Source organism: Anaerococcus cruorum, assembly GCF_046365495.1.
GTDB classification, from domain to species: Bacteria; Bacillota; Clostridia; order Tissierellales; family Peptoniphilaceae; genus Anaerococcus; species Anaerococcus cruorum.
In genome coordinates this window covers 1-23,169 of the sequence record NZ_JBGMEH010000008.1, presented here as the reverse complement: position 1 = coordinate 23,169, position 23,169 = coordinate 1, and the positions used below count along the sequence as shown (strand labels likewise).

At 35.1% G+C, this 23,169-nt stretch carries 18 protein-coding genes, 18 tRNA genes, 2 rRNA genes and 1 other annotated feature; of the genes, 1 reads left to right on the top strand and 37 read right to left on the bottom strand.

From position 1 onward, the window contains the following. Nucleotides 1-14: 14 nt before the first annotated feature. The 14 genes from ileS to ACCQ40_RS07275 all read right to left on the bottom strand — a co-directional run bounded on the left by ileS (nt 15) and on the right by ACCQ40_RS07275 (nt 16,173). Nucleotides 15-3,128 carry an isoleucine--tRNA ligase gene (gene ileS, locus ACCQ40_RS07340; RefSeq protein WP_410033210.1) on the bottom strand — a complete coding sequence of 1,038 codons (3,114 nt, stop codon included), beginning with the start codon at nt 3,126-3,128 and terminating at the stop codon, nt 15-17. 255 nt (nt 3,129-3,383) lie between these two features. Then, nucleotides 3,384-3,869 carry a hypothetical protein gene (locus ACCQ40_RS07335; RefSeq protein WP_410033209.1) on the bottom strand — a complete coding sequence of 162 codons (486 nt, stop codon included), beginning with the start codon at nt 3,867-3,869 and terminating at the stop codon, nt 3,384-3,386. Nucleotide 3,870: 1 nt separating this feature from the next. After that, entirely contained in the window at nt 3,871-4,353 is a 483-nt protein-coding gene (locus tag ACCQ40_RS07330; RefSeq protein ID WP_410033208.1) for a glutathione peroxidase, read from the bottom strand. A gap of 157 nt (nt 4,354-4,510) precedes the next feature. Then, nucleotides 4,511-5,431, bottom strand: a complete 921-nt coding sequence (locus ACCQ40_RS07325) for a MetQ/NlpA family ABC transporter substrate-binding protein (RefSeq protein WP_410033207.1) — start codon at nt 5,429-5,431, stop codon at nt 4,511-4,513. Nucleotides 5,432-5,444: 13 nt separating this feature from the next. Then, nucleotides 5,445-6,323: a MetQ/NlpA family ABC transporter substrate-binding protein gene (locus tag ACCQ40_RS07320; protein ID WP_394019027.1), complete on the bottom strand. Its 879-nt coding sequence runs from the start codon at nt 6,321-6,323 to the stop codon at nt 5,445-5,447. A 25-nt stretch (nt 6,324-6,348) separates the two neighbouring features. Beyond that, nucleotides 6,349-7,224: a MetQ/NlpA family ABC transporter substrate-binding protein gene (locus ACCQ40_RS07315; protein WP_410033206.1), complete on the bottom strand. Its 876-nt coding sequence runs from the start codon at nt 7,222-7,224 to the stop codon at nt 6,349-6,351. A 16-nt stretch (nt 7,225-7,240) separates the two neighbouring features. Further along, nucleotides 7,241-7,906 (bottom strand): methionine ABC transporter permease, encoded by a 666-nt coding sequence (locus ACCQ40_RS07310; RefSeq protein WP_410033205.1) that lies wholly within the window; start codon nt 7,904-7,906, stop codon nt 7,241-7,243. Then, entirely contained in the window at nt 7,893-8,921 is a 1,029-nt protein-coding gene (locus ACCQ40_RS07305; RefSeq protein WP_410033204.1) for a methionine ABC transporter ATP-binding protein, read from the bottom strand. Before ACCQ40_RS07305 ends, ACCQ40_RS07310 begins: the two co-directional genes overlap by 14 nt. Beyond that, nucleotides 8,914-10,119 carry an amidohydrolase gene (locus tag ACCQ40_RS07300; RefSeq protein WP_410033203.1) on the bottom strand — a complete coding sequence of 402 codons (1,206 nt, stop codon included), beginning with the start codon at nt 10,117-10,119 and terminating at the stop codon, nt 8,914-8,916. The genes ACCQ40_RS07305 and ACCQ40_RS07300 overlap by 8 nt, the downstream gene beginning before the upstream one ends. 64 nt (nt 10,120-10,183) lie before the next feature. Beyond that, nucleotides 10,184-10,417, bottom strand: a binding site (T-box leader). A gap of 183 nt (nt 10,418-10,600) precedes the next feature. Next, complete coding sequence (locus tag ACCQ40_RS07295; protein ID WP_410033202.1) at nt 10,601-11,242, bottom strand: HD domain-containing protein; 642 nt, start codon at nt 11,240-11,242, stop codon at nt 10,601-10,603. Beyond that, complete coding sequence (locus tag ACCQ40_RS07290) at nt 11,235-11,933, bottom strand: acyl-[acyl-carrier-protein] thioesterase (protein ID WP_410033201.1); 699 nt, start codon at nt 11,931-11,933, stop codon at nt 11,235-11,237. Before ACCQ40_RS07290 ends, ACCQ40_RS07295 begins: the two co-directional genes overlap by 8 nt. A 276-nt stretch (nt 11,934-12,209) precedes the next feature. Then, nucleotides 12,210-13,574: a magnesium transporter gene (gene mgtE, locus ACCQ40_RS07285; RefSeq protein WP_410033200.1), complete on the bottom strand. Its 1,365-nt coding sequence runs from the start codon at nt 13,572-13,574 to the stop codon at nt 12,210-12,212. A gap of 17 nt (nt 13,575-13,591) precedes the next feature. After that, nucleotides 13,592-14,962: a magnesium transporter gene (gene mgtE, locus ACCQ40_RS07280; protein ID WP_410033199.1), complete on the bottom strand. Its 1,371-nt coding sequence runs from the start codon at nt 14,960-14,962 to the stop codon at nt 13,592-13,594. Nucleotides 14,963-14,973: 11 nt separating this feature from the next. Continuing rightward, on the bottom strand, nt 14,974-16,173 hold the full coding sequence (locus ACCQ40_RS07275; protein ID WP_410033198.1) for a S41 family peptidase: 1,200 nt from the start codon (nt 16,171-16,173) through the stop codon (nt 14,974-14,976). A gap of 259 nt (nt 16,174-16,432) precedes the next feature. On the opposite strand from ACCQ40_RS07275, the gene ACCQ40_RS07270 reads away from it, so the two are divergent. Beyond that, complete coding sequence (locus tag ACCQ40_RS07270; protein WP_410033197.1) at nt 16,433-16,936, top strand: RNA polymerase sigma factor; 504 nt, start codon at nt 16,433-16,435, stop codon at nt 16,934-16,936. Nucleotides 16,937-16,991: 55 nt separating this feature from the next. Here the strand turns inward: ACCQ40_RS07270 and ACCQ40_RS07265 are convergent, their stop codons facing one another. The 23 genes from ACCQ40_RS07265 to ACCQ40_RS07155 all read right to left on the bottom strand — a co-directional run. Further along, nucleotides 16,992-17,213 (bottom strand): DUF2922 domain-containing protein, encoded by a 222-nt coding sequence (locus ACCQ40_RS07265; protein ID WP_394011039.1) that lies wholly within the window; start codon nt 17,211-17,213, stop codon nt 16,992-16,994. Between the two features lie 11 nt (nt 17,214-17,224). Beyond that, nucleotides 17,225-17,410: a DUF1659 domain-containing protein gene (locus tag ACCQ40_RS07260; RefSeq protein ID WP_394268394.1), complete on the bottom strand. Its 186-nt coding sequence runs from the start codon at nt 17,408-17,410 to the stop codon at nt 17,225-17,227. Nucleotides 17,411-17,500: 90 nt separating this feature from the next. Next, nucleotides 17,501-18,799: a bifunctional folylpolyglutamate synthase/dihydrofolate synthase gene (locus ACCQ40_RS07255; RefSeq protein WP_410033196.1), complete on the bottom strand. Its 1,299-nt coding sequence runs from the start codon at nt 18,797-18,799 to the stop codon at nt 17,501-17,503. Between the two features lie 1,224 nt (nt 18,800-20,023). After that, nucleotides 20,024-20,100: transfer RNA gene (locus ACCQ40_RS07250), tRNA-Ile, on the bottom strand. A gap of 113 nt (nt 20,101-20,213) precedes the next feature. Next, nucleotides 20,214-20,290 (bottom strand) — tRNA-Ile (locus ACCQ40_RS07245). Between the two features lie 27 nt (nt 20,291-20,317). Continuing rightward, a tRNA-Trp gene (locus ACCQ40_RS07240) sits at nt 20,318-20,393 on the bottom strand. 161 nt (nt 20,394-20,554) lie between these two features. Beyond that, nucleotides 20,555-20,630, bottom strand: a tRNA-Phe gene (locus ACCQ40_RS07235). Nucleotides 20,631-20,643: 13 nt separating this feature from the next. Beyond that, a tRNA-Ser gene (locus tag ACCQ40_RS07230) sits at nt 20,644-20,737 on the bottom strand. Between the two features lie 2 nt (nt 20,738-20,739). After that, nucleotides 20,740-20,830: transfer RNA gene (locus ACCQ40_RS07225), tRNA-Ser, on the bottom strand. Between the two features lie 142 nt (nt 20,831-20,972). Then, nucleotides 20,973-21,048, bottom strand: a tRNA-Lys gene (locus tag ACCQ40_RS07220). A 4-nt stretch (nt 21,049-21,052) separates the two neighbouring features. Then, nucleotides 21,053-21,128: transfer RNA gene (locus ACCQ40_RS07215), tRNA-Gln, on the bottom strand. Nucleotides 21,129-21,235: 107 nt separating this feature from the next. Then, nucleotides 21,236-21,312: transfer RNA gene (locus tag ACCQ40_RS07210), tRNA-Arg, on the bottom strand. Between the two features lies 1 nt (nt 21,313). Beyond that, nucleotides 21,314-21,387: transfer RNA gene (locus tag ACCQ40_RS07205), tRNA-Gly, on the bottom strand. 59 nt (nt 21,388-21,446) lie between these two features. Then, nucleotides 21,447-21,532: transfer RNA gene (locus ACCQ40_RS07200), tRNA-Tyr, on the bottom strand. 40 nt (nt 21,533-21,572) lie between these two features. Next, nucleotides 21,573-21,648: transfer RNA gene (locus ACCQ40_RS07195), tRNA-Thr, on the bottom strand. A 26-nt stretch (nt 21,649-21,674) separates the two neighbouring features. After that, nucleotides 21,675-21,751: transfer RNA gene (locus ACCQ40_RS07190), tRNA-Asp, on the bottom strand. A 27-nt stretch (nt 21,752-21,778) separates the two neighbouring features. After that, a tRNA-Val gene (locus ACCQ40_RS07185) sits at nt 21,779-21,854 on the bottom strand. Between the two features lie 102 nt (nt 21,855-21,956). Next, a tRNA-Glu gene (locus tag ACCQ40_RS07180) sits at nt 21,957-22,031 on the bottom strand. A gap of 74 nt (nt 22,032-22,105) precedes the next feature. Then, nucleotides 22,106-22,182 (bottom strand) — tRNA-Met (locus ACCQ40_RS07175). A gap of 36 nt (nt 22,183-22,218) precedes the next feature. Beyond that, nucleotides 22,219-22,307, bottom strand: a tRNA-Leu gene (locus tag ACCQ40_RS07170). Between the two features lie 110 nt (nt 22,308-22,417). Next, nucleotides 22,418-22,492 (bottom strand) — tRNA-Asn (locus ACCQ40_RS07165). Between the two features lie 79 nt (nt 22,493-22,571). Then, nucleotides 22,572-22,688, bottom strand: a 5S ribosomal RNA gene (gene rrf / locus ACCQ40_RS07160). Nucleotides 22,689-22,876: 188 nt separating this feature from the next. After that, nucleotides 22,877-23,169: ribosomal RNA gene (locus ACCQ40_RS07155) — 23S ribosomal RNA — on the bottom strand; the annotation flags it as partial.

Genomic DNA, 23,169 nt, shown 5'->3' with positions numbered 1-23,169 from the left:
TACTCTTTTACTTCTTAGATACGTGTAACTTTTACACTTATATTTTTATCATTTAATTCTATTGGACTAGCATCTACATTTTCATTTGTTAATTTATCTGCTAATGTTTCTGCTTTTATTTCATCAGCAAATTTTTCGATAGCTTTGTTTAAGTCCTCATCAGCTTCATAAGCTATTTCGATGTGGTCTGTTACTTCAAATCCACTTTCTTTTCTTAGATTTTGGATTTTAGAGATAAATTCTCTAGCATATCCTTCATCTAATAAGTCTTCTGTAATTTCTGTATCAAGTACCACAAAAACATTGCCATCTATTTCTACATCAAAACCTTCTTTAGCGGAGATTCTGATATCTAGGTAGTCTTTAGATACTTCGTATTTTTCGCCATCTAAATCTATCTCTACTGGGCCATCTTCAACGCTTGCTACAAAGTCTTTGGCATCAACATTTACTAGATATTTTGCAAAGTCATTTACTTTTGCTTGGAAAATACGTCCTACTACTCTGAAATCTGGTTTTAAGAAGTAGTCCATAAATTCTGATAGGTCTTCTGCAAATTCTATCTCTTTTACGTTTAACTCTTCTTTGATTAGGCCATCAAGGTCTAAAATTTGATCTTTGTAGCTTCCATCAACGATGATTTTAGCTAGTGGTTGGCGAACTTTGATAGATTCTTTCTCACGAGAAGCACGTCCTAGGTTAACTATTTTTCTAACTAGTTCCATGTCAGCTTCTAGGTTTTCATCAATTAAGTTTTCATTTACTTCTGGTAGTAATTCTGTGTGGACAGTTTTTGCACCAGTTAAGTTTCTATAAACTTCTTCTGCTATAAATGGTGTAATTGGTGCTATTAATTTTGCAAGAGTTGTTAGCACATCATAAGTAGTTTTGTAAACTGCTTTTTTAGAGTCAGTAAGTTCACTATTCCAAAATCTTTTTCTGTTACGACGGATGTACCAGTTTGATAAGTCTTCTACTACAAAGTCAGAAATTATATGAACTACTTTGTTGAATTCAAATATTTCCATTTCTTCATAGTAATTTTTGATTAGGGTATTTAGTCTTGAATATAACCATTTATCGATTTTTTCAAGTCTTACTTCGCCTATATTTTGTAGGTCTTCTACACTTAAACCATCTGTATTTGCGTATAAGGTAAAGAAGTTATATACATTTTCGTAAGTTCTAAAGAAGTTATTTTTTACTTCTACAAGGCCAGCTTCATCAAATTTTGTTTGCATCCAAGCTGGTGATACATATAAAGAATAAAATCTAACTGCATCTGCCCCGTATTTATCAAATAGAGCAAATGGATCAAGGGTGTTACCGCGAGATTTACTCATCTTTTGACCGTTTTTATCTACTACTAGGTCATTTACAAGTACATTTTTGTATGGTGCTTTTCCCATAGTGATTGTAGAAATAGCCATTAATGAATAGAACCATCCACGAGTTTGGTCGATTCCCTCACAGATAAAGTCTGCTGGATAGTAGTTTTCAAATAATTCTTTATTTTCAAATGGATAGTGCAGTTGGGCAAATGGCATAGCTCCTGAATCAAACCAAACGTCAATTACATCTGGAACTCTGTGCATAGTACCACCACATTTTTCACATTTTATAGATACATTATCTACATATGGTCTGTGAAGTTCGATATTTTCATCTATATCTTCTATAGCAAGATCTGCTAATTCTTTTCTAGAGCCTACTGAACGAGTGTGATCACAATCATCACATCTCCAAATATTTAAAGGTGTTCCCCAGTAACGGCTTCTAGATATTGCCCAATCTTTAACATTTGCTATCCAGTTGCCAAAGCGTTTTTCACCTATGGTTTCTGGGAACCAGTTTACACTATTGTTATTTTCTACCATTTGGTCTGAGAATTTGCTCATTTCTATATACCAAGATGGTGTTGCATAATAAACAAGTGGAGTTTTACATCTCCAACAGTGTGGGTAATTGTGCTCAATTGTTTGTTTTTTAAATACTTTGCCTTCATTTGCTAGGTGATGCCATATATCTTCGTTTGAATCAAAGATAAATTGGCCTTCCCAAGGGGTTTCTGTAAAGTTACCCTTTAAATCTACTGGTTGGATGAAGGCTAGGTCATATTTACGTCCGATTTGGTAGTCATCCTCACCAAAGGCTGGTGCAGAGTGAACGATACCTGTACCATCTTCTGCAGAAACATAATCAGCTAAGGTAATTATAAAGGCATGGTCTGGATCTACATCAACATATGGAAGTAATTGCTCATATTTCATATATTCCATATCAGCACCCTTTAGAGTTTCTACCACTTCATAATCGTGATCTTCCATAAGTTTTTCACAAAGGGACTTAGCCATATAATAGTAAGCATCATCTGTTTTGTCATAGACTTTTACATAATCAAGGTCTGGATTTACTGAAAGAGCCACGTTTGATGGTAGGGTCCATGGTGTTGTTGTCCATGCTAGGAAATATTCATTTTCAGTATCTTTTTTCTTAAATTTAACTGTAAGGGTAATGGTTTTATCCATTTGGTAACCTTGAGCTACCTCGTGGCTTGCAAGCCCTGTTCCACATCTTGGACAGTATGGCATAACTTTTGCACCTTCATAGATGTATCCTTTTTTAAAGGCATTATCTAATAGCCACCATTCTGTTTCAATATAGTCATTATCCATTGTTACATATGGATGGTCCATGTCATATAAAAATCCCATGCGGTCTGACATATCGCGCCACATATCAGAATAAGTCCACACTGACTCCTGACATAATTTATTAAATTTTTCTATACCAAAGTTTTCAATATCATTTTTATCGTGAAAATCTAACTTTTTCTCAACTTCAATTTCTACTGGAAGACCATGAGTATCCCAACCAGCTTTTTTAAGGACCTTATATCCTTTCATATTTTTATAGCGGCTGGTCATATCCTTTAGTGTTCTTGCTATAACATGGTGGATACCTGGTTTTCCATTTGCTGTTGGAGGACCATCATAGATTATGTATTCTTCAGCATCTTCACGAGTTTTAAAAGTTTGATCTAATAGGTCAATCTCTTGCCAATATTTTTCTACATCAGCCTCACGGCTTTTTGTGTCATTAGTATTTAAAGATTTAAACTCACTCATATTCTTCTCCTTACTAAAAAAGGGACCGTCCATATAGACGGTCCACTTATTTCCTAAATTTACTCTTAACGATTGGTTTTCGTAATAAGCTACTTACCTTTCACTTACTAAACTAAAAGATGATATTCACTTTTATTTTCACTAGCACATCCCACCAATCGTGCCTCTCTAAAGCTTCCATAAAAGTTACTGGTCTTTATAACATTTGTATAATATTTATATTTTTATAATACTTATTAATTTTTTTAAGTCAAGCTAGATATGTTTATTTACCTTAAATTTCTCTAGAGTAAATACATCATGGCTATCTACATTAGCTATTTTTATAGCATCTTCAAACATTTGATAGTCTGACTCATAGTCGCTTCTAAAAACGAGAGCAGAATTGTTATTGTATTTTAAATATAGACCATGGTACATACCAAATTCTTCCATATATTGGATTTGCTTAATTTTTGTAACTTCATAAACAGAAATATAAAGCTCATCTATTTTTATATCTGATAGGTCTATGGCGTTGTTAAAAACGGCCACGTTTACTGCTTCATGAATAACATCAAGGCCTATATCAGATCTAGTTGGGTAGATAGATCCACTCCTTTCTGTTTTTCCATCTTTATTTACTATTACAATAACTCCATTGTTATTATTTTTTAAACTCTCATCATATTCTGTTAGGTATTTGCCAGTTTCCAAGTAATGTTTTATGGACTCTTTGGCAAGTTTTACTAAATCACTCATTTTATTTATCCAATAATTTTTCTATTTCTTTTGATAAATTTTCTGGTTTCTTTTGAGATGAGTAGCGTTCTACTACATTACCCTCTCTATCCACTAAAAATTTTGTAAAGTTCCACTTAATTTTATCGCCCAAAAGTCCTCCTTGGGATTTTTTAAGGTAGGTATAAAGTGGATCTTCGTTTTCGCCATTTACATCTATTTTTGCAAATCTATCAAAGGTTGTGCCAAATCTTGCTGTGCAAAAATTTTCTATCTCAGCATCTGTACCTGGAGCTTGGCCTCCAAATTGGTTGCTAGGAAAATCTAAGATTTCAAATCCTTGGTCTTTATATTTTTTGTAAATTTCTTCTAGACCATCATATTGAGGGGTAAAGCCACATTCTGTCGCTGTATTTACTATTAGAAGAACTTTTCCTTTATATTTATCAAGGCTAACATCATTTCCTTGGTTATCTTTTACTATAAAATCATAAATTGTAGTCATAAAAACTCCTTTTATTATACATTTATTATACGTTATTTTTATAACATTTAAAGGTATTTGAGACTTTTAAAATACTTATCCACGTAAAAAGCAGGAGGACTTAGCTCCTGCTTTTTATCTATGTTAACTATAAGGAAGGGTATTATGAAAATTCATTTTACCAAACTGGGAATTCTGATCCCTTTGATGTTTCTTCTACGATTTTTTTAGTTTGGTCTGTATGGTAGTAATTGTCTATAAGATCTTTTAGTGTAGCACTGTCTTTTTTATCTTGAGTTGTTGCTACTATATTTACATAAATTTGCTTATCTGTATCTTCTGGATCTTCTAGGAAGATTGCATCTTGTGATGGCACTAAACCTGCATCTACAGCTATACCTGAGTTTACACAAGCTATATCTACATCATCAAGACTTCTTGCTGTTTGACTTGCTGCAAGTTCAATAATTTCGAAGTTACGTGGGTTTGATGTTATATCATCAACGGTTATAGCATCTCCTTCTTCACCATTTACTTCTATAAGTCCTGCTGTTTGTAAAAGGAAAAGTGATCTTGCACCATTTGTTGGGTCATCTGGGATAGCAATTCTTGCTCCATCTTCTAGGTCTTCAATATTTTCTATTTTTGATGAGTAAATTCCTAAAGGTGCGATTAAAGTATCTCCTACAGCAACGATATCTGATCCTGAACTTTCATTAAAGTCTTCTAAGAATTTTTTGTGTTGGAAGGCATTTGCATCTATATCGCCTGCTAGTAATGCTTCATTTGGTTCTCTATATTCTGAGAATTTTACAAGCTCAATTTTCTTTCCTGTACCTTCTTCGAATCTTTGGATGATATCTTCCCATACTTCGTTTTTCTCGCCCACCACACCGATTTTTATTACATCTTTATCTGCTAATGGGTCTTCTGAATTTTCTGTATCTTCAGTTTCTTCTGCTTTTTCTACAACTTCTGTTTGCGCTTTTTCTTCTGCTGGTGCTTCGTTATTTGCAGTTTCGTTATTATTTGCTCCACATGCACTAAGTCCTAAAATTAATGCTAGACCTAGGCTAAATTTTTTGCTAATACTTTTCATTTATATTCTCCTCTTAATCTTCCCAAGCTGGGATCCATGCTCCGTTAGTGTATTTTTCGTAATCTGCTTTTGTTTCTTCTGTTTGATAATATTTTACAAGCTCTTTATAATCTTCGTTATCTGCATCTTCTTTTCTTGCTGCAATAACATTTACATAAATTTTTGTACCTGTACCATAAGGATCTTCTAGGCAGATAGCATCTTGACTTGGACTTAATCCTGCATCTAGAGCGTAGTTATCATTTACAGCTGCTATTGCTACATCATCTAGAGCTCTTGCTGTTTGAGCAGCATCCATTTCTATAAATTCTAAGTTCTTTGAATTTTCTGTTATATCATCTACTGTAATTAAATCTCCTGGCTCACCGTTTACTTTTATAAGTCCTTGTTCTTGGAGTAAGAATAAAGCTCTTGGTCCATTTGTTGGGTCATTTGGTATAGCTACTTTTGCGCCGTCTTCTAGTTCATCAAGACTTTTTATTTGATTAGAGAAAAATCCGATTGGTGCAAGCATTGTATCACCAATAGCTACTAGTTTTTCTTCGCCTTGCTCTTTATTGTATTCTCCTAAGAATAAGTAGTGTTGAAAACTATTCACATCTATATCTCCACTTGCTAGAGCTTCGTTTGGTTGAGTGTAGTCAGAAAATCTTACTAGCTCTGCTTTTTTGCCAGTTCCTTCTTCATATCTTTTGATAACTTCTTCCCAAACTTCGTTTTTCTCACCTACTACACCAATTTTGATTGGCTCGCTATCTGTTTTTTCCTCTACTTTTGTTTCTGGGGCTGTATCTGCTGCATCCTTGTTTGCTGCTTGCTCATTATTTGATGAGCATCCTGCAAGTCCTACTAATAAGCTTAAAGCTAAAGCTGATTTTTTTATGATATTCATTTCTTCTCTCCTTTAATTGTTTTTATTACCACATACAAATTACTGATCCCTTGTATTCTCTTTCATATACTTCTTTTGTTTCATCTGTTAAGAAATAATTATTAACAAGGTCTAAGATATCTGGGTCTTCTTTGTTTTCTTCTTTTACTGCTATTACGTTTATAAAGTTTTTAGATCTTTCATGTTCTGGATCTTCTAGATATATAGCATCCTCAGTTGGGATAAATCCTGCTTCCATGGCCATGTCTGAGTTTATAAGTGCTGCATCTACATCTTCTAGAGATCTTGATACTTGGTCAGCAGGTAATTCTATAAATTCTATATTTTTTGGATTTTCTGCTATATCATCTAGGGTGATGAAATCTCCTGCATCTTCTCTTACCTTTATAATTCCTGCGGCATCTAGTATGTATAGAGCCCTAGAGTTATTTGAAACTTCTACAGGAATGGCTATTGTTCCTCCATCTGGGATATCTTTATAATCTTCTAGCTTGCTAGAATAAATTCCCATTGGAGCTATAACTGTATCTGCAATATAGTAAAAACCTGCATTTTGATTTTTGTTATAATCTTCTATAAATATTCTTGTTGCAAATGATGATAAATCGATGTCTCCATCTTTTAGGGCATCATTTGGTTGGTTATAGTCTGAAAATCTTACAAGTTCAACTTTATTTCCTGAGTCTGCCTCATATTTTTTGATAGCCTCTTGCCAAGGCTCGTTACGTTCTCCAACTACTCCAAGTTTTAAAGTTCTAGGCTCAGCTTTCTCTTCTACTTGAGTATTATTTGCAGTGTCTGCTTCTTTAGCTGGAGCATCATTACCTGTGTTTGCTCCTCCACAAGCAGTTAATCCTAGTAAAAGTCCTAGACTTAGGGCAATTTTCCTAAATTGTGACATTGTTTCTCCTTATATTTTAGTGTTTGGTTTTTCTTATTAGGTAGTTTGCTATAGCTTGGATGATAAATACTACAAGTAGAATTAAAACTACTGATACTAGTACAACATCATCTTTATATCTATTGTAACCAACTGATATGGCAAGGTCACCTATACCTCCTCCCCCTATTAATCCTGCCATTGCTGTTAATCCTAAAAGTGAAATAAGTGTAATAGATCCAGCCCTAATTAAATTTGGTAGTCCTTCTCTTAAATAAACTGAAGTAATAATTTCAAAAGGTGATTTCCCCATAGCCTCTGCTGCTTCTATAACCCCTGGGTCTACTTCTGCAAGAGCTTGTTCAACTTGTCTTGCAAAAAATGGCACACAAGAAACTACTAGAGGAACTATAGCTGCCTTTGGTCCTATCCTAGTATCTACAATAAATCTTGTAAGTGGTGCTACTAGAGCTAATAAAATAACGAAAGGAATGGACCTAAATATATTTGTAAGTTTATCAAGGATACTATAAACCACCTTGTTTTCGAGTATTCTCCCACGATCTGTGACAACCATTATAATTCCTAAGATTAAACCAAGTAATCCTGCAAATATGGCTGAAAAAAACAACATGTAAAGGGTAGTTTTAAAATCATCAAATATCCTATCTTTTATGGACCAGGAATAATCAAAAAATCCCATCTTTACCTCCTAAAACTTCTGTATCAACATTTTTTTCTGCTAGATAATCTCCAATTTTTCCTAAATTTTCCTTATCTCCTGATAGAGTAACTATAAGGTTTCCTACTGGTACTCCAGTAATAAATTCTATATTCCCAGCAAGGACATTGGTTTTTACTCCAAATCTTTCATATAAATCATTTATAAGAGGCTCTGTAGTAGCTTCACCAATATAATTTAGCTGTACTAAAAGTTCATTTTCCTTTAAGATTCCAATATTTTGTTTAACTTCCTCTATAGTTTCAGCAACATTTGTAGAAGTTTCGACAAATTCTTTTGTAAGCGGATCTTTTGGATGGGCAAATATTTCTAGAGTAGATCCATTTTCTACAACCTTACCATCTTGCATTACCGCACATTTATTGCAAAGGTCTTTTACAACCTCCATTTGGTGGGTGATGATTACTATTGTAAGTCCCAATTTTTGGTTAATCTCTTTTAAAAGTTTCAAAATTTGCTTGGTGGTTTTTGGGTCTAGGGCACTGGTTGCCTCATCACAAAGTAAGATTTCTGGCTCTGATGCAAGCGCTCTAGCTATTGCACATCTTTGTTGTTGACCACCTGATAATTCACGAGGATAATTATCTGCCTTATCACCTATACCTACTACTTCTAAAAGTTCACGAGCTTTCTTTTCCTTCTCTTCTTTTGAGATATTAAGTTTTTTTATAGGGTAGATTACATTATCTAAGACTGTGATATTGTTTAAAAGGTTAAAGTGTTGGAAGATCATCCCTATATTTTTTCTTTTTTCTCTAAGTTCTTTGTTTGATAGGTCTAGGAGGTTTTCTCCATTTATTAGAACTTCTCCCGCTGATGGTCTTTGCAAAAGATTTATTGTTCTAACTAAGGTAGATTTTCCAGCTCCGGAAAATCCTACAATGCCGTAGATATCATTTTTTTCAACCCTTAAGTTTACGTTATCTACAGCTTTAAATCCGTCAAAGTCAACTGTTATATTTTTTAAATCAATCATTGGCCCCTCCTAAAAAATCGGTGGCAAATTTTACTTGTAATCCTACTGCATATTTGAGGCCTTCTGGGTTTAGGTCAAACTCTGGTGTGTGAGCTCCTGCTGTGATTCCATTTTCTTCATCTCTTACGCCAAATTTAGTATAAACTGAGGGGCAAAGTCTAGAATAACCGAAAAATGATTCTGATCCAAAGGTTGGCTTACCATCTCTATATGAGCCTGGATAAATATCATTTAAAGATTTTATAACTTCTTCAGCAAGGTCTGGATCATTTATAGTTGGATAGGCAACTATTCTTGTATAATCAGAAAACTCTACTTCGCACTTATGAGCCTTGGCAGTTGCTTCTGTTACTTCCTTTAAGACTTCTAAGGCATCTTCTCCTGCCTTATCATCAAAAAATCTTAATGTACCTTTTACATTACATCTATCTGGAATAACATTTGAAGCAGCTCCACCATTTATTGATCCCAGTCCAAAGGTAACTTTTTCTTTTACATCTAGTTGGTTAACCCAAGCAGTTGTAAGGGCTGTTACAATATTTGCAGTAGCAGTTAGTGGATTGATACATAAGTCTGGACGAGATCCGTGTCCTCCCTTGCCGATGACATCAAATTCTACACCAGCACAACCTGCATGGGATGGTCCTTTAATAACTCTAATTTCTCCAACTTCTAAAAATGAAGCTTGATGGTTACCATAGCAAGCATCTAGTCCTTTATCTCTTAAATGTTCTACCATTGCCTCGATACCACCGCCTGTTTCTTCACCTTCCTCAAAGATAAAATAAATTTTGCCGTCTATTTCATCTTTTAAATCAGTCAGAATTTTTGCAGTGGTTAGCAGGGTTGCCATGTGTGAGTCATGACCACAAGCGTGGCTTACACCATCATTTTTTGAAATAACAGATTTTTTAAATTTTTTATTGTACTCGCTCTCATGGATTGGTAAAGCATCTATATCTGTTCTAATTCCTAAAGTTTTTCCAGGTCTACCAGTATCTAGTAAGGCTGTAAAACCTGTTGTATTTGCTGCATCTTCTACAAGCAGCCCTAATTTTTCACATTCATTTTTTAAATATTTTGCAGTTTCGTATTCCTTATCACTTACATCTGGGTTTTCGTGTAAGTAAGTTCTCCAGTCTACTGTTTGCTCAAAATATTCTTCTATTTTTGATTTTATAAGTTCATTACTACTCATTAATTATTAGTCCTCTTTCTAAAATAGGCCATAAAAAAACGCCCTTAAATTCTATTTTTTAGAATTTAAGGACGATATTATTCGCGTTACCACCTTATTTTATGTATACTCACGCATACATACACTCATCAAGTACTTCCATACTCTACTTCTGTAACGGGAAGTCCCGTGCAAGTCTAACTATCGACTCACCCCAAGAAAAGGCCATCTTCATCTAAACTTTTATTCGCCCATCTCACCAAAACTGGGCTCTCTGTAGAATATCCATCTAGACTACTCTTCTTCTCATATGGTTTTGTAAAACTATTCGATAAGTAAATATTACCACGCCTTAAAATAATTGTCAAATACTTTTTTAAATTTTATAGAAAAAAATGTATTTTATTCATTTGACTATAAAAAAGTTGGAGGCATGTGAGCCTCCAACGGGTGGTAAAATAAATTCACTTATAATATACACCTCAGCATTTGTTTTGCAAGTCTAGTTACCACTTTCTCTAAAAAGATTATAAGGAAACTTATACCACCTTGGTCTTGGCAAGTATTTTTCTACAGGTTTTTCTAATCTGCTAGTAAAATATTTTTCTAGTTCATAAAGTCTTTGCTTTCTTTGGTCAAAATATGGATTTGTTCCGTGTTTTTTTGCTGTTTTTTCCGCGCGCTTTTCTATGCCTAAGTATTCTGTTTTTATAATTCCATCTAGGTATTGGATTAGCAGGTCATAGTCTGTGTACTTGTTATACTTTAAAAAGTCAGCCACAAAAGACTTTTTATCAGCTGCTATATTCCACTCCCCTACATAGGCATCCACATTTTTTATCTGAAAACTATGGGTTAAAGCTATACGAGCTGGAAAAAAATAAGAATCAGATCTTAAAATCTTATAACTTTCATAAAAGTGCTTAGCATCTTTTGCTCCAGTAGATTTTCCTATATCATGAAGGGCTCCACAAGCAAAAGCTATATCAGGATCAAGGCCCAGTTCTTCTGCCATATTTTGGGCAGTCTTTCCTATAATCCATAAATGCAAAACCCACTTACCGGGATTATTTTTATATCCTTCTTCTAAGTATGAAACTATCTTATCTTTATTAGGTATATTTCCAAAATTTTCCTTATACATTTCTTATAATCTTTCCATAAGTATAAATTGTTTTACCATCTACTGACCTTAGCCTATAATCTATTTGACCATCTTCTTCTGTGTATTCTCCAATAATAGATTCTTTATTTCTAATCTCATGTTTATAGACTATATTAAAAAAGTTGATATCTTTTGTATCTATCTGACATAGGTCAATAATGTAGTCAAAATAAACAGCATTATTTACATGAAAATTACTGTCAATGTCTGTATATCTTATCATAATCTCTTTAGAATTAGCAAAATCTTTTTTATAAGTTAACTTAGGCTTTTTATAAATTAGATCATCTTTGATATAAGCTTCTAAAAGTGCAGCTGGCATCTTTACAGGGCGCATCCTATCGATATCAACTAATAAAAAGACTCCATAGGCCTTTACAACTATTTCATTATCTCGTCTTACAATCACATTTCTATAAGCATAAAATTTATTCATATCTACTACATAGGTGCTTATCTCTAGTTCATCATTTTCATTTATAACTTTTAAAATTTCTATATCCCAAGAATAAACTATCCACCTAAGTTTTGCCATATCAAAACCCTTTTCTAATATGTAGGAATGACTTAAAGAAACATCACCTATAATACTAACTAAATTTCTCATAGATAAATTTTCATATCTATCGCATAGCATATATGGAACTTTAATTTTTTTACTATATGACATAAAAACCCTTCTTTCTGAAGTTATTATATTTTAAAGCTATTTTTTTGCAAAAGAAAATCACACCAGTTTTGGTGTGATTGTTTTTTACTTATATATTAAAAATAAAATAAATAAGCATCCGTTCGCAAAAATTGAGTAGAATTCAAATTGAAGAAATTCGATCAAAAATTGCACTGTTTGAGCGCAAGCGAGTTTGCAATTTTTAGAATTTCAAAATTATGAATTCTTCAATTTTGAAGTCGGTACAGCGATTTATTTTACTTTAATTATTACTTTTTAAATCCCAGGAATAATTATCTGAGCAATTGTAAAATAAACTATTAATGAAAGGGAGTCTACTATAGTTGAAATAAGTGGACTTGCCATAATAGCTGGGTCAAAGCCTAGCTTCTCTGCTGCCATTGGTAAAAGTGACCCAACTGCTTTAGCTAACACAACTATAAATACAATAGTAAGTCCTACTATTAAAGATACATCCATAGCCACCTTATCAAAGAAATAACATTTTAAAAATGCTACTATACCCAAGGCTAGTCCACAGATAAAACCAACTGTTACCTCTTTTAAAACTACCTTTGCCCAATCATGTGGCTCCACATCATGGGTTGCCATGGCACGGATAACAAGGGTTGATGCCTGGCTACCAGCGTTTCCACCGCTATCAGTTAGCATTGGTACAAACATATTTAGAGCAATAACTGCTTGAACTACATGCTGGTAATTTTTTAAAATAGTTGAGGTAAAGGTTGCTGAAATCATCAAAAACATTAACCAAGGAATTCTATTTTTTGCCAGTGATAAGGGAGTTCTTTTTGAATAAGCTTCCTCATCTGGTGTGGTTGCTGCGATTCTTTGGAAGTCCTCTGTAGCCTCTTGCTCGATGATCCACATGATATCATCTACTGTTATTAATCCAACTAAACGATCAGTCTTATCTACAACTGGTAGGGCTGTAAACCCATATTTTTGGAAGGTGTGGGCTACATCTTCTTGGTCATCTGTTGTATGGACATAGATAACATCTTGAAACATCAAATCATCTATTAGAGTATCTGGTTTATTGGTTACAATAGACCTAAGGGAAACATAGCCTAAAATCTCTTTTGTAGGGCTTGTAACATAGCAAGTGTATAAAGTAACCATGTCATGGCCTACCTTTTTAATATGGGCTAGGGCATCTTTTACTGTCATATATGGTTTTAACTCTACAAATTCATTAGTCATTAGCCTTCCCGCAGAATCTTCTGGGAAGTTTAGGTACTCATTTACTAAGGCACGAGTTTCTTTATCAGATGATTTTAAAATCCTTTGGACCATAGCCGCTGGCATCTCTTCCAGGGTGTCAATCATATCATCAAAGTTTAGGTCTTCTAAAAGCTCTTTAAACTCACGTTCTTGCAATCCTGCTTGGAGTTTTTCTTTTTCTTCAGTTTCAAGTTCGGCAAAAACTTCTACTGCATCATCTTTTTTAAGTAATCTAAAGACAACTAGGGCTTCCTCTGCTGATAGTTCTTCTATAAATTCTACTATATCAACAGGGTTGGTACGTCTTAGTAGTTGAGATAATTCATTTGGTCTTTTTTTATCTAAAAGATAATGAAGTTCTGTTAACCTATTTTCACTAGATTTGTAAGTGTACATTATTTTTGCCTCCCTTCTTAAACGCCAAGCCCAGGCAAGATTGCTTGAGCGATGTTAAAGTAAACAATAAGTCCAAGTGAGTCTACAATAGTTGTAATTAGTGGACTTGCCATAATAGCTGGGTCTGCGCCTAATTTTTCTGCAACAATTGGTAAAAGTGCACCGATTGCCTTAGCAAGAACAACTATAGCAAGTATTGTAAGAGCTACTACTAGGGCTACATTTACAGCTACCTTATCAAAGAAATAACATTTTAAAAACGCAACAGCACCTAGGGCCAGCCCGCAGATAAGCCCTACTGTGATTTCTTTTATAACAACCTTTGCCCAATCACTTGGTTCTATATCATGGGTTGCCATAGCACGAATAACAAGGGTTGAAGCCTGGCTACCAGCATTACCACCAGAACCTGTTAGCATTGGAATAAACATATTTAGGGCTATAACTGTTTGGATGACATCTTCATAACGTCTTAAAATAGTAGATGTAAAGGCACCTGAAATCATCAAAAACATTAGCCAAGGAATCCTGTTTTTTGCCAGTTGCCAAGGAGACATTCTTGAATAGTCTTCTTCTTCTGGAGTAGTACCTGCTATACGTTGGAAGTCTTCGGTATCCTCTTGTTCGATAATCCACATGATATCATCTACTGTAATTATTCCAACTAGGCGGTTGGTATTATCTACAACAGGTAGGGCTGTAAACCCATATTTTTGGAAAGTATGGGCTACATCCTCTTGGTCATCTGTAGTTAGAACATAAATTACATCCTCATACATAAGCTCAGAAATTTTTGTATCTGGCTCACGAGTCACTATCATTCTTAAAGATACATAACCTAAAAGTTTGTGAGTGCCATCTGTAACATAGCAAGTGTAAACTGTTACCTTATCCTTACCAACTTCTTCTAACATAGCTAGGGTTTCTGCTACAGTCATATCTGCTGTTACTTCCACAAACTCTGTGGTCATCAAGGTACCAGCAGAGTCTTCTGGAAATTGTAGGTATTCATTTACTAGGTCACGAGTCTCGCTATCAGAAGTTTTTAAAATCTCTTGGACCATAGTAGCTGGCATCTCTTCTAGGGTATCGATCATATCGTCAAAGTTTAAGTCATCTAAAAGTTCTTTAAACTCATCTTCATTTAAACCCTCTTGAAGCTTTTCTTTCTCTGTTTGGTCAAGATCAGCAAATACTTCCACTGCATCTTCTTTTTTTAATAGCCTAAATAAAACTAAGGCCTCTTCAGCAGTTAGGTCTTCGATGCACTCTACGATATCAACTGGATTTGTCCTATTAAGGAGGTCAGATAATTCATCTAACTTTTTATCTGCTAGTAGATATTTAAGTTCTTCTATTCTAGCTTCTCTTGATTTATATTGATCCATAAATCACCTCATTAGTCTAATTCTTTAAGCAATTCATTAAGGGCAGTTACAAATTGCTTATCGTTTTTAAAGTCCATCTTACTTAGGTCTAGGTCTTCATCACTTTCTACTTCTATATCAGGAGTAACCCCAACCTTATTTATTTGTGTTCCATTTGGTGTGAAATATTCACTAATAGTGATTTTTGCACCAGCTCCATTATCTAAGTTAAATACTTTTTGAACAACACCCTTACCAAAGGATTGAGTTCCTATAACTTTAGCTCGTCCACGATCTTTCATAGCCCCAGCTAAGATTTCACTAGCAGATGCTGAGTTTTCGTTTTGTAAAACTACCATAGGGATATCACTGGCAGAGGCATCAGATTTTTCTGTTACTTCCTTGCCATTTTTATCTTTAGTAGTTACAATAACACCTTCATCTAAAAAGTTATCAGCTACATTTATAACTACATCTAAGGCTCCACCCGGATTATTTCTTACATCTAAAACTAAGCCATCGATATCTTGGGCCATTAACTTACTATAGCTATCTGAAAAGTCTTGCCAAGTTATATCATCAAAGGCTTTGATGTGGATGTAACCTATTTTTTTGCCACGTACTTCAAGGATATCATCATCTATAGTATCTACATTTACATCCGCACGGGTTACTTTTACATCAAATTCTTTACTATCAGTCTTACCTTCTTCTGTTCTTAAAACAGTAAGAGTTACATCAGTTCCAGGCTCTCCTTTAATTTCAGCTACTGCTTCTTCTAGCTGGTTAGCACCAAAGGATTCGCCATTTACTTTAACAATATAATCACCAGACTGGATACCCGCTTCTTTAGCTGGAGAGTTATCAAACACAGATACTGCCTTAATGTAGCCTTCCTTACTAGCTTGCACAGATAGGCCAATACCTGAATAACGACCATTTAAAGATTCCATAAGTTTTTTAAACTCATCAGGTGTGTAATAAGAAGTATATGGGTCGCCTAGGTTTGCAAACATACCCTTTAATGAACCTTCATATATTTGATCTTCTTCATAATCAAAAAGAAAGTTTTGGTCTAAGAGACTTTTTAGCCCCTCCATCTCAGCAATATGTTCAGCATCACGAGTAGATGTTTGACTCGTAAAGTTAGCATTTTGACCGAGAGTAAAACCTGTAAATCCTACCCCTGCTACTAAAATAAGAGCAAGTAGGAATTTTCCAAATTTTTTCATAAGTCCTCCTTGGTTTTTTTTTATCATAATCATGACTTAAAAAAGACAATAATAACTAAATTATACTATTTATTGCCTATAACTGAAAGCTTTTTGCCATTTACTTTTTACCCTTTCTTAAGCCTTAGCCAAAATTAAAATATACAAATTTTTCTTATATCTTCTGCCCTTTAGCTAATTAAACTTTTTTGCTATTTTATCTTATGATAATCCTGTCGACAAAATAAAATAATAAGCGCGCGCTTTGAAAGGATTTATTATGAAAATAAGTTTAGAAAATTCAAAGCAAGTAATGGATGCTTATATGCCCCTAATCATAGCCAATGCCAGAAAATTCTCTGCCCTAGACTATGAGGAAGTAGTAGATGAGTCAAGAATTATCCTTATAGATGCAATTTTAGAATATGATGATAGTAAAGGAACTTTTGGTAACTACCTAAAACAAAAGCTTTACTACCACTTTTTAGATGAATGTAAAAAAGAGCAAATATCTTCCTTAGATGATTTTGATAAGGAAGGTACCCCCTTGATAGATTCACTAAAGGATGACTATGATTTGGGAAAAGATTTAGAAGATAGACAAAAATATAAAGAACTTTATGAAGCTATAGAAAATTTGCCTGATGATTTAAGAAAAATAATTGTAGGTAAGTATTTTTTGGCTATGACCAATGATGAGCTTGCCACAAAAACAGGTCTTTCCTATAAGACTATTGCCAACAAAGCTAGCATCGCCCTTAAGATTTTAAGAGAAAACTTATAAACTAATACAAAAATAACCCCAAAATCCACATGGGACTTTGGGGTTATTATAAAGCTTAGGCTATTTCTAATTCTCTTTTTGTAACAGTTTCTAGTTCTGCCTTATCTTTTAATGTTACAGGACCGTATTTTGTGATAAGAACATTTGATGCAAGCATCCTATCCATAGTAGCTTTTAACTCAGCTGGAGTGTAGTCAGTTTTTGGATAGTCTACAGAAACTGATTTTTGGTTTTGTGATGCGTCTTTAAAGTATAATTTTAATTTTCTATTAGCCATTTATATCCTCCTTATAATTGTTCCAATCTTACAAGATAAACTTCGATATCGCTAGCCTCAGAAAGTGAAGTATAGGCAAGGGCAAAATCTTTTAGTTGATCTTCTGTTGCTAGTTCATTGATTTTAGAAAAAGTTTTAGTAACTTTTCTATCAGATCCATCAGCAGATGGTGCTTTAAATTTGATTTGTAATTTCATATATCCTCCATATGTTTAAAATTTTTCTTTTGTAGGGGCCCTACACTTATATATAGAAAAATATGGAGTTTTTTCCCGATGAAATTTAAATTATTTTAATAGCTCCTGACTTTTTGTCTGATTTTCATAGTTTATAAGGTCAGCTATTAAATATAAGGACCCACACCACACTATCAAGTCGCCCTTTTGATATAGACTTTTAGAGTATTCATAGGCCTTAATATTGTCTTTAATAGCTATAAAATCTTTTCTTTTTTGACCTACAATATCCTTAAGTTCTTCTAAGCTAAAGGCCCTAGGATTATCAATACTTGTAACTACAAGCTCATCCGCCAGGTCATTAAGGCTATCAATTATATAAGTATAGTCCTTATCCTTTAATACTGAAAAACCTATAATGAGTCTTTTATAAGTAAATGTTTTTAAAGCTTCTTTTAACGCATCTATAGACTCTTTATTGTGACTGCCATCTACGATAACCCTAGGTTCCTTGCTAATTTCAGTTAGTCTCCCAATATTTTCTGCCTTTGCTAAAGCTTTTTTAATAGTATCTTCATCTAAGGAAAACTCATCTTTAAAATAATCTAAAATCATTAAGGCCAAAGAGGCATTATATATTTGATGAATTCCTAGCAATCTTAGATGGACATCCTTGTAGGTCCTGAAGTTAAATATATTAGCCTTTTCATCTGCTCGTTCTATTTCTATTTCATCTTTATTAAAAGTATAGACCTTACTATTAGTTTCTCTAGCTTTGTCTAATAATACATCCATTGCTTCTTTTGTCTGAGGATAAATAAAAACGGGTACACCTTCTTTTATTATTCCAGCTTTTTGGTAGGCTATTTCCTCTATGCTATTACCTAGTATGTTTGTATGATCCATGGATATAGTAGTAATTACAGATGCTATAGGTTTTCTGATAATATTTGTACTATCTAGTAAGCCTCCAAGGCCAGTTTCAACAATAGCTATATCTACATTTTGCTCGTAAAAGTATATATACATTATAGCTGTAAGGACCTCAAAATAGGTTAAGTAAACACCTTCCTTATCTAAATTTTCTACCGGATTTTTGATTCTACTAACTAAATCAGCAAAATCTTTATCACTAATCTGCCAGCCATTAATTGCAATAGCTTCATTTATTCTACTTATATAAGGAGAAGTAAAGATACCCACCTTATTTTGGCTAGAGAAGGCTTTAGCTAACATTTTGCTAGTAGACCCTTTTCCGTTCGTACCCGCTACATGGATGGCCTTTATCTTATCCTGGGGATTATCAAAAAGATTTAATAACCTTCTAATTTTTTCTAAGCTATGCTCACCCTTAGCCGGTGGCCTTTGTAAAATAAATTCTTCAGCACTTTTATAATCAAATTTATCCATAAAAACTCCCATTTTAAGAAACATTAAATTCATTAAAATTAATAAATAGAAATAAATTCATACAATTATTTTAATATAGCTACCAGTATTTTTAAAGGTGGGTAATGAGAATTACTATATTATTTAAACTTTTAGATGTGTGCGATGTTTTAAATATAAAATTGCTTGAAACTTTTGAATGATACACAGAAAAATCTGTTATGAGTAACTATAGTTAGTTCCTAAAATAATAAATGTAATTTTATATATAAGAATAGAGCATTTTTATAAGGGAAAAGCAAGTAAGAGCATCAATAATAGCATATTTTTATGTACTATGCTGAGTAACAGAGTTTAAATTTTAAATCTTATAAATAGTATAGAAAATCTAAAAGGTATTAAGAATTGAAATAAAAAACACAATCAAAGATAAAGTTATTCTAGGGATTTCCAGAGGCATGAACTCTATAATCTAATAAAACCCTAAAATTCACTACCTAGCATATGAGCGTTTAGTTAGAAGCATATTTTTATGAGCATATAAATTTTGGAAATATTGCATTTAAAACTTTGGAGTAAACCTAGTAAGCCATAAAATCTATTATAAAAACTTCTAACTATATTCTCACATAAGAAAATAAATTTGAGCGAAAAAATCACTATATAAGGAATGGTAGTTAGCTATACATTTAGAAGATTAAATCCTGTGGCCAAGTCCCCCCGTGGGGTTTTAAATGCATGGCATTTAAAATTTTTGTGGTTAACTTAGTGAACCCAAAAAACTATTATTAGGTACTCATAACCGCTTTCTAAAACGGAAGATTAAATTTAAATAAAAGAAAAGCACCACATTAGTGGTGCTAGTCTGGTGGGCCACCAGGGGCTCGAACCCTGTGGCCTAGCCCCCTTTGGGGTTTCAAATCCAGAGGATTTGAAAACTTTGAGATGAGCATAGCGAATCCAAAGAGCTGTTAGGAGCCGAAAGGCTCATAACCGGTTCTTGAAACAATGAATTTAATTCTATATACAAGAATAGCACCCCTAATGGGGTGCTAAACATGGTGGGCCACCAGGGGCTCGAACCCTGTGGCAAAGTCCCCCGAGGGGTTTTAAATGCATCGCATTTAAAATTTTTGTGGTGAACATAGTGAACCCAAAAAACTGTTATGAGATACTCATAACCGGTTCCTAAAACGGAGTATTAAATTTAAATAAAAGAAAAGCACCACTAATGTGGTGCTAGTCTGGTGGGCCTCCAGGGGCTCGAACCCTGGACCTACCGGTTATGAGCCGGGCGCTCTAACCAACTGAGCTAGAGGCCCACGAATTATTAACAACGTCGTAGCTTTCTAACCAATCGCACTTCGTGCTCTTGGGAAAGCCTGACGGCCGACCTGCCAGACATTTTGCTATGCAAAATGTGGCTAGGTCTTGCTGGTGGACCTGAGTAGACTCGAACTACCGACCTCACGCTTATCAGGCGTGCGCTCTAACCACCTGAGCTACAGGTCCATAATAAATTATAGTATAAAATTTTGTTGGCAGGGGAGACAGGACTTGAACCCGCGACATCCGGTTTTGGAGACCGACGTTCTACCAGCTGAACTACTCCCCTATAATTTTGAAAAAAATAAGACCCTATAGAGGGTCCTCGGTCCGTTAGGACCTGCGGTTATTTCGTGCTTAGGCACGAGTCCTCCTTAAGCCGGACAGGCTTTGCATCGTCTGCGACGACCATCTCATGGAGAGTAATCCATCAGTCGCACAGACTAGTTATGGTGCCCAGAGGCGGAATCGAACCACCGACACGAGGATTTTCAGTCCTCTGCTCTACCGACTGAGCTATCTGGGCATATATATTAATTTGGCGGAGAAGGAGGGATTTGAACCCTCGCATCCCTTTTGAAAGGATCTACTCCCTTAGCAGGGGAGCCTCTTCAGCCACTTGAGTACTTCTCCATTGGCGGAGAGGAAGGGATTCGAACCCTTGTGAGCCGAAAGACTCTAACGGTTTTCAAGACCGCCCCGTTATGACCGCTTCGGTACCTCTCCATATGTACTTATATTTTTAAATAAGATTTTTATTATATTGTAAGTAATCAAATGGCTAAAAGTTTTAAAGCCAATTTAATGACTTTCGCCTATTATTTTGTATTAGATTAGCCTATCTCAAATGAAATAGGCTTTTCTAATTTGGTGACCCATCGGAGATTCGAACTCCGGACACCCTGATTAAAAGTCAGGTGCTCTACCGGCTGAGCTAATGGATCATATTGGCTGGGATAGCAGGACTCGAACCTACGCATACCAGAGTCAAAGTCTGGTGCCTTACCGACTTGGCTATATCCCAATATTAGTTGTTTTGTGCAGTAACAAAATATATTATACCACACTTTTATAAAATAACCAAATTTTTTGTAAGGTTTTTTTAACAATTCTTAAAAAAAGATTTGTTAGTGGCGCGCCCTCCAGGATTCGAACCTGGGACACACGGATTAGAAGTCCGTTGCTCTATCCAGCTGAGCTAAGGGCGCATGGAGCGGGTGAAGGGAATCGAACCCTCGCAACCAGCTTGGAAGGCTGGGGCTCTACCACTGAGCTACACCCGCATTATGCGGATTATAATGGTAAAACAAATTTCATCTTTATGTAATAGATAAAAATTAAATGGTGGGGATGAGCGGATTCGAACCACTGAAAGCAAAGCTAACGGATTTACAGTCCGTCCCATTTGGCCAACTCTGGAACATCCCCATATATGATTTTTTTGATTAATTACTATTAAATAATTAATTGGAGCTGATGATAGGACTTGAACCTACAACCTATTGATTACAAATCAATTGCTCTGCCAATTGAGCTACATCAGCACATTGGATCACTATTGCAATCCAAATGGCGACTCGGATGGGATTCGAACCCACGACCTCCGCCGTGACAGGGCGGCATTCTAACCAGCTGAACTACCGAGCCATATTTTTAACTACATAAGTTAAGTAGTGGTGGAAGTAACAGGGCTCGAACCTGTGACCCCCTGCTTGTAAGGCAGATGCTCTCCCAACTGAGCTATACTTCCATATAGGCAATACTCACAGAACTTTTTGTAGTCCTCGGACTTCGTCCTGCGGTATTTCGTGCTGTTGCACGACTCCTCCATGAGCCGGAGGGGCTTGCTTATTGGTGACCCTACCGGGATTCGAACCCGGGATACCACCGTGAAAGGGTGGTGTCTTAACCGCTTGACCATAGGGCCTTATTAAACGACTTAATAAGTATAACATATTTTATTTCTTATTGCAAGTCTTTTTTTTAAATTTATGTAATTATTGGTTGCGGGAGCAGGATTTGAACCTACGACCTTCGGGTTATGAGCCCGACGAGCTACCAAACTGCTCCATCCCGCGTCATATAGTCATTATAAAGTAACAAACCATATAAGTTGGTGCCGAGGACCGGAATCGAACCGGTACGGTGTTTAACCACCGCAGGATTTTAAGTCCTGTGCGTCTGCCAGTTCCGCCACCCCGGCATAAATAACATTTTAATCACCTACAATAAACTATACTAGCAAATAGTTTACTCTTAATCAATACCATAATTTCATAAATAGATTTCGTATCAAGCCTGATAGGCGATTTTTGGCGCTCAGGGTGGGATTCGAACCCACGACCTGCCGGTTAACAGCCGGATGCTCTACCACTGAGCTACCTAAGCATATATATTTATACTTAATTTAAATTTCATTTTTTACATTTAATACTTTACTAGCCATATTGGCTAGTATGTATTAGATGTTTAGCAACTTCCTACTCTACCGGGAGGTCACCCTCCGAGTACCATCGGCGTTAATGAGCTTAACTTCTGTGTTCGGTATGGGAACAGGTGTATCCTCATTGTTATTGTCACTATATAATATTTTGAACCTATTAAATAGCCGCTCAGTTAAACTTACCATCATACGGATTGATTATCCATACGATTGGTTCGTAAGTGTCTGCCAAGCTTAAGACTTTTGGTCTTAACCATTGGGACACTCTGAACGAGGACCTACCATCAATTCATTTTTGATGAATTGGGTTAGGTCTCTCAACAATATTTCCAGTCAAGATTAAAAGTATTAGTATCCATTAGCTAAATGCATTACTGCACTTACACCTTGGACCTATCAAACGTATTTTCTTTACGTACTTTAAGAAATCTTATCTTTATTTAAACTTCTCACTCAGACGCTCCCAGTACTTATCACTTCCATACTTAGCTACCCAGCTATGCTCCTGGCGGAACAACTGGTACACCAGTGGTATGTCCATCCCGGTCCTCTCGTACTAAGGACAGGTCCTCTCAAATTTCTTACGCCCACGCTGGATAGGGACCGAACTGTCTCACGACGT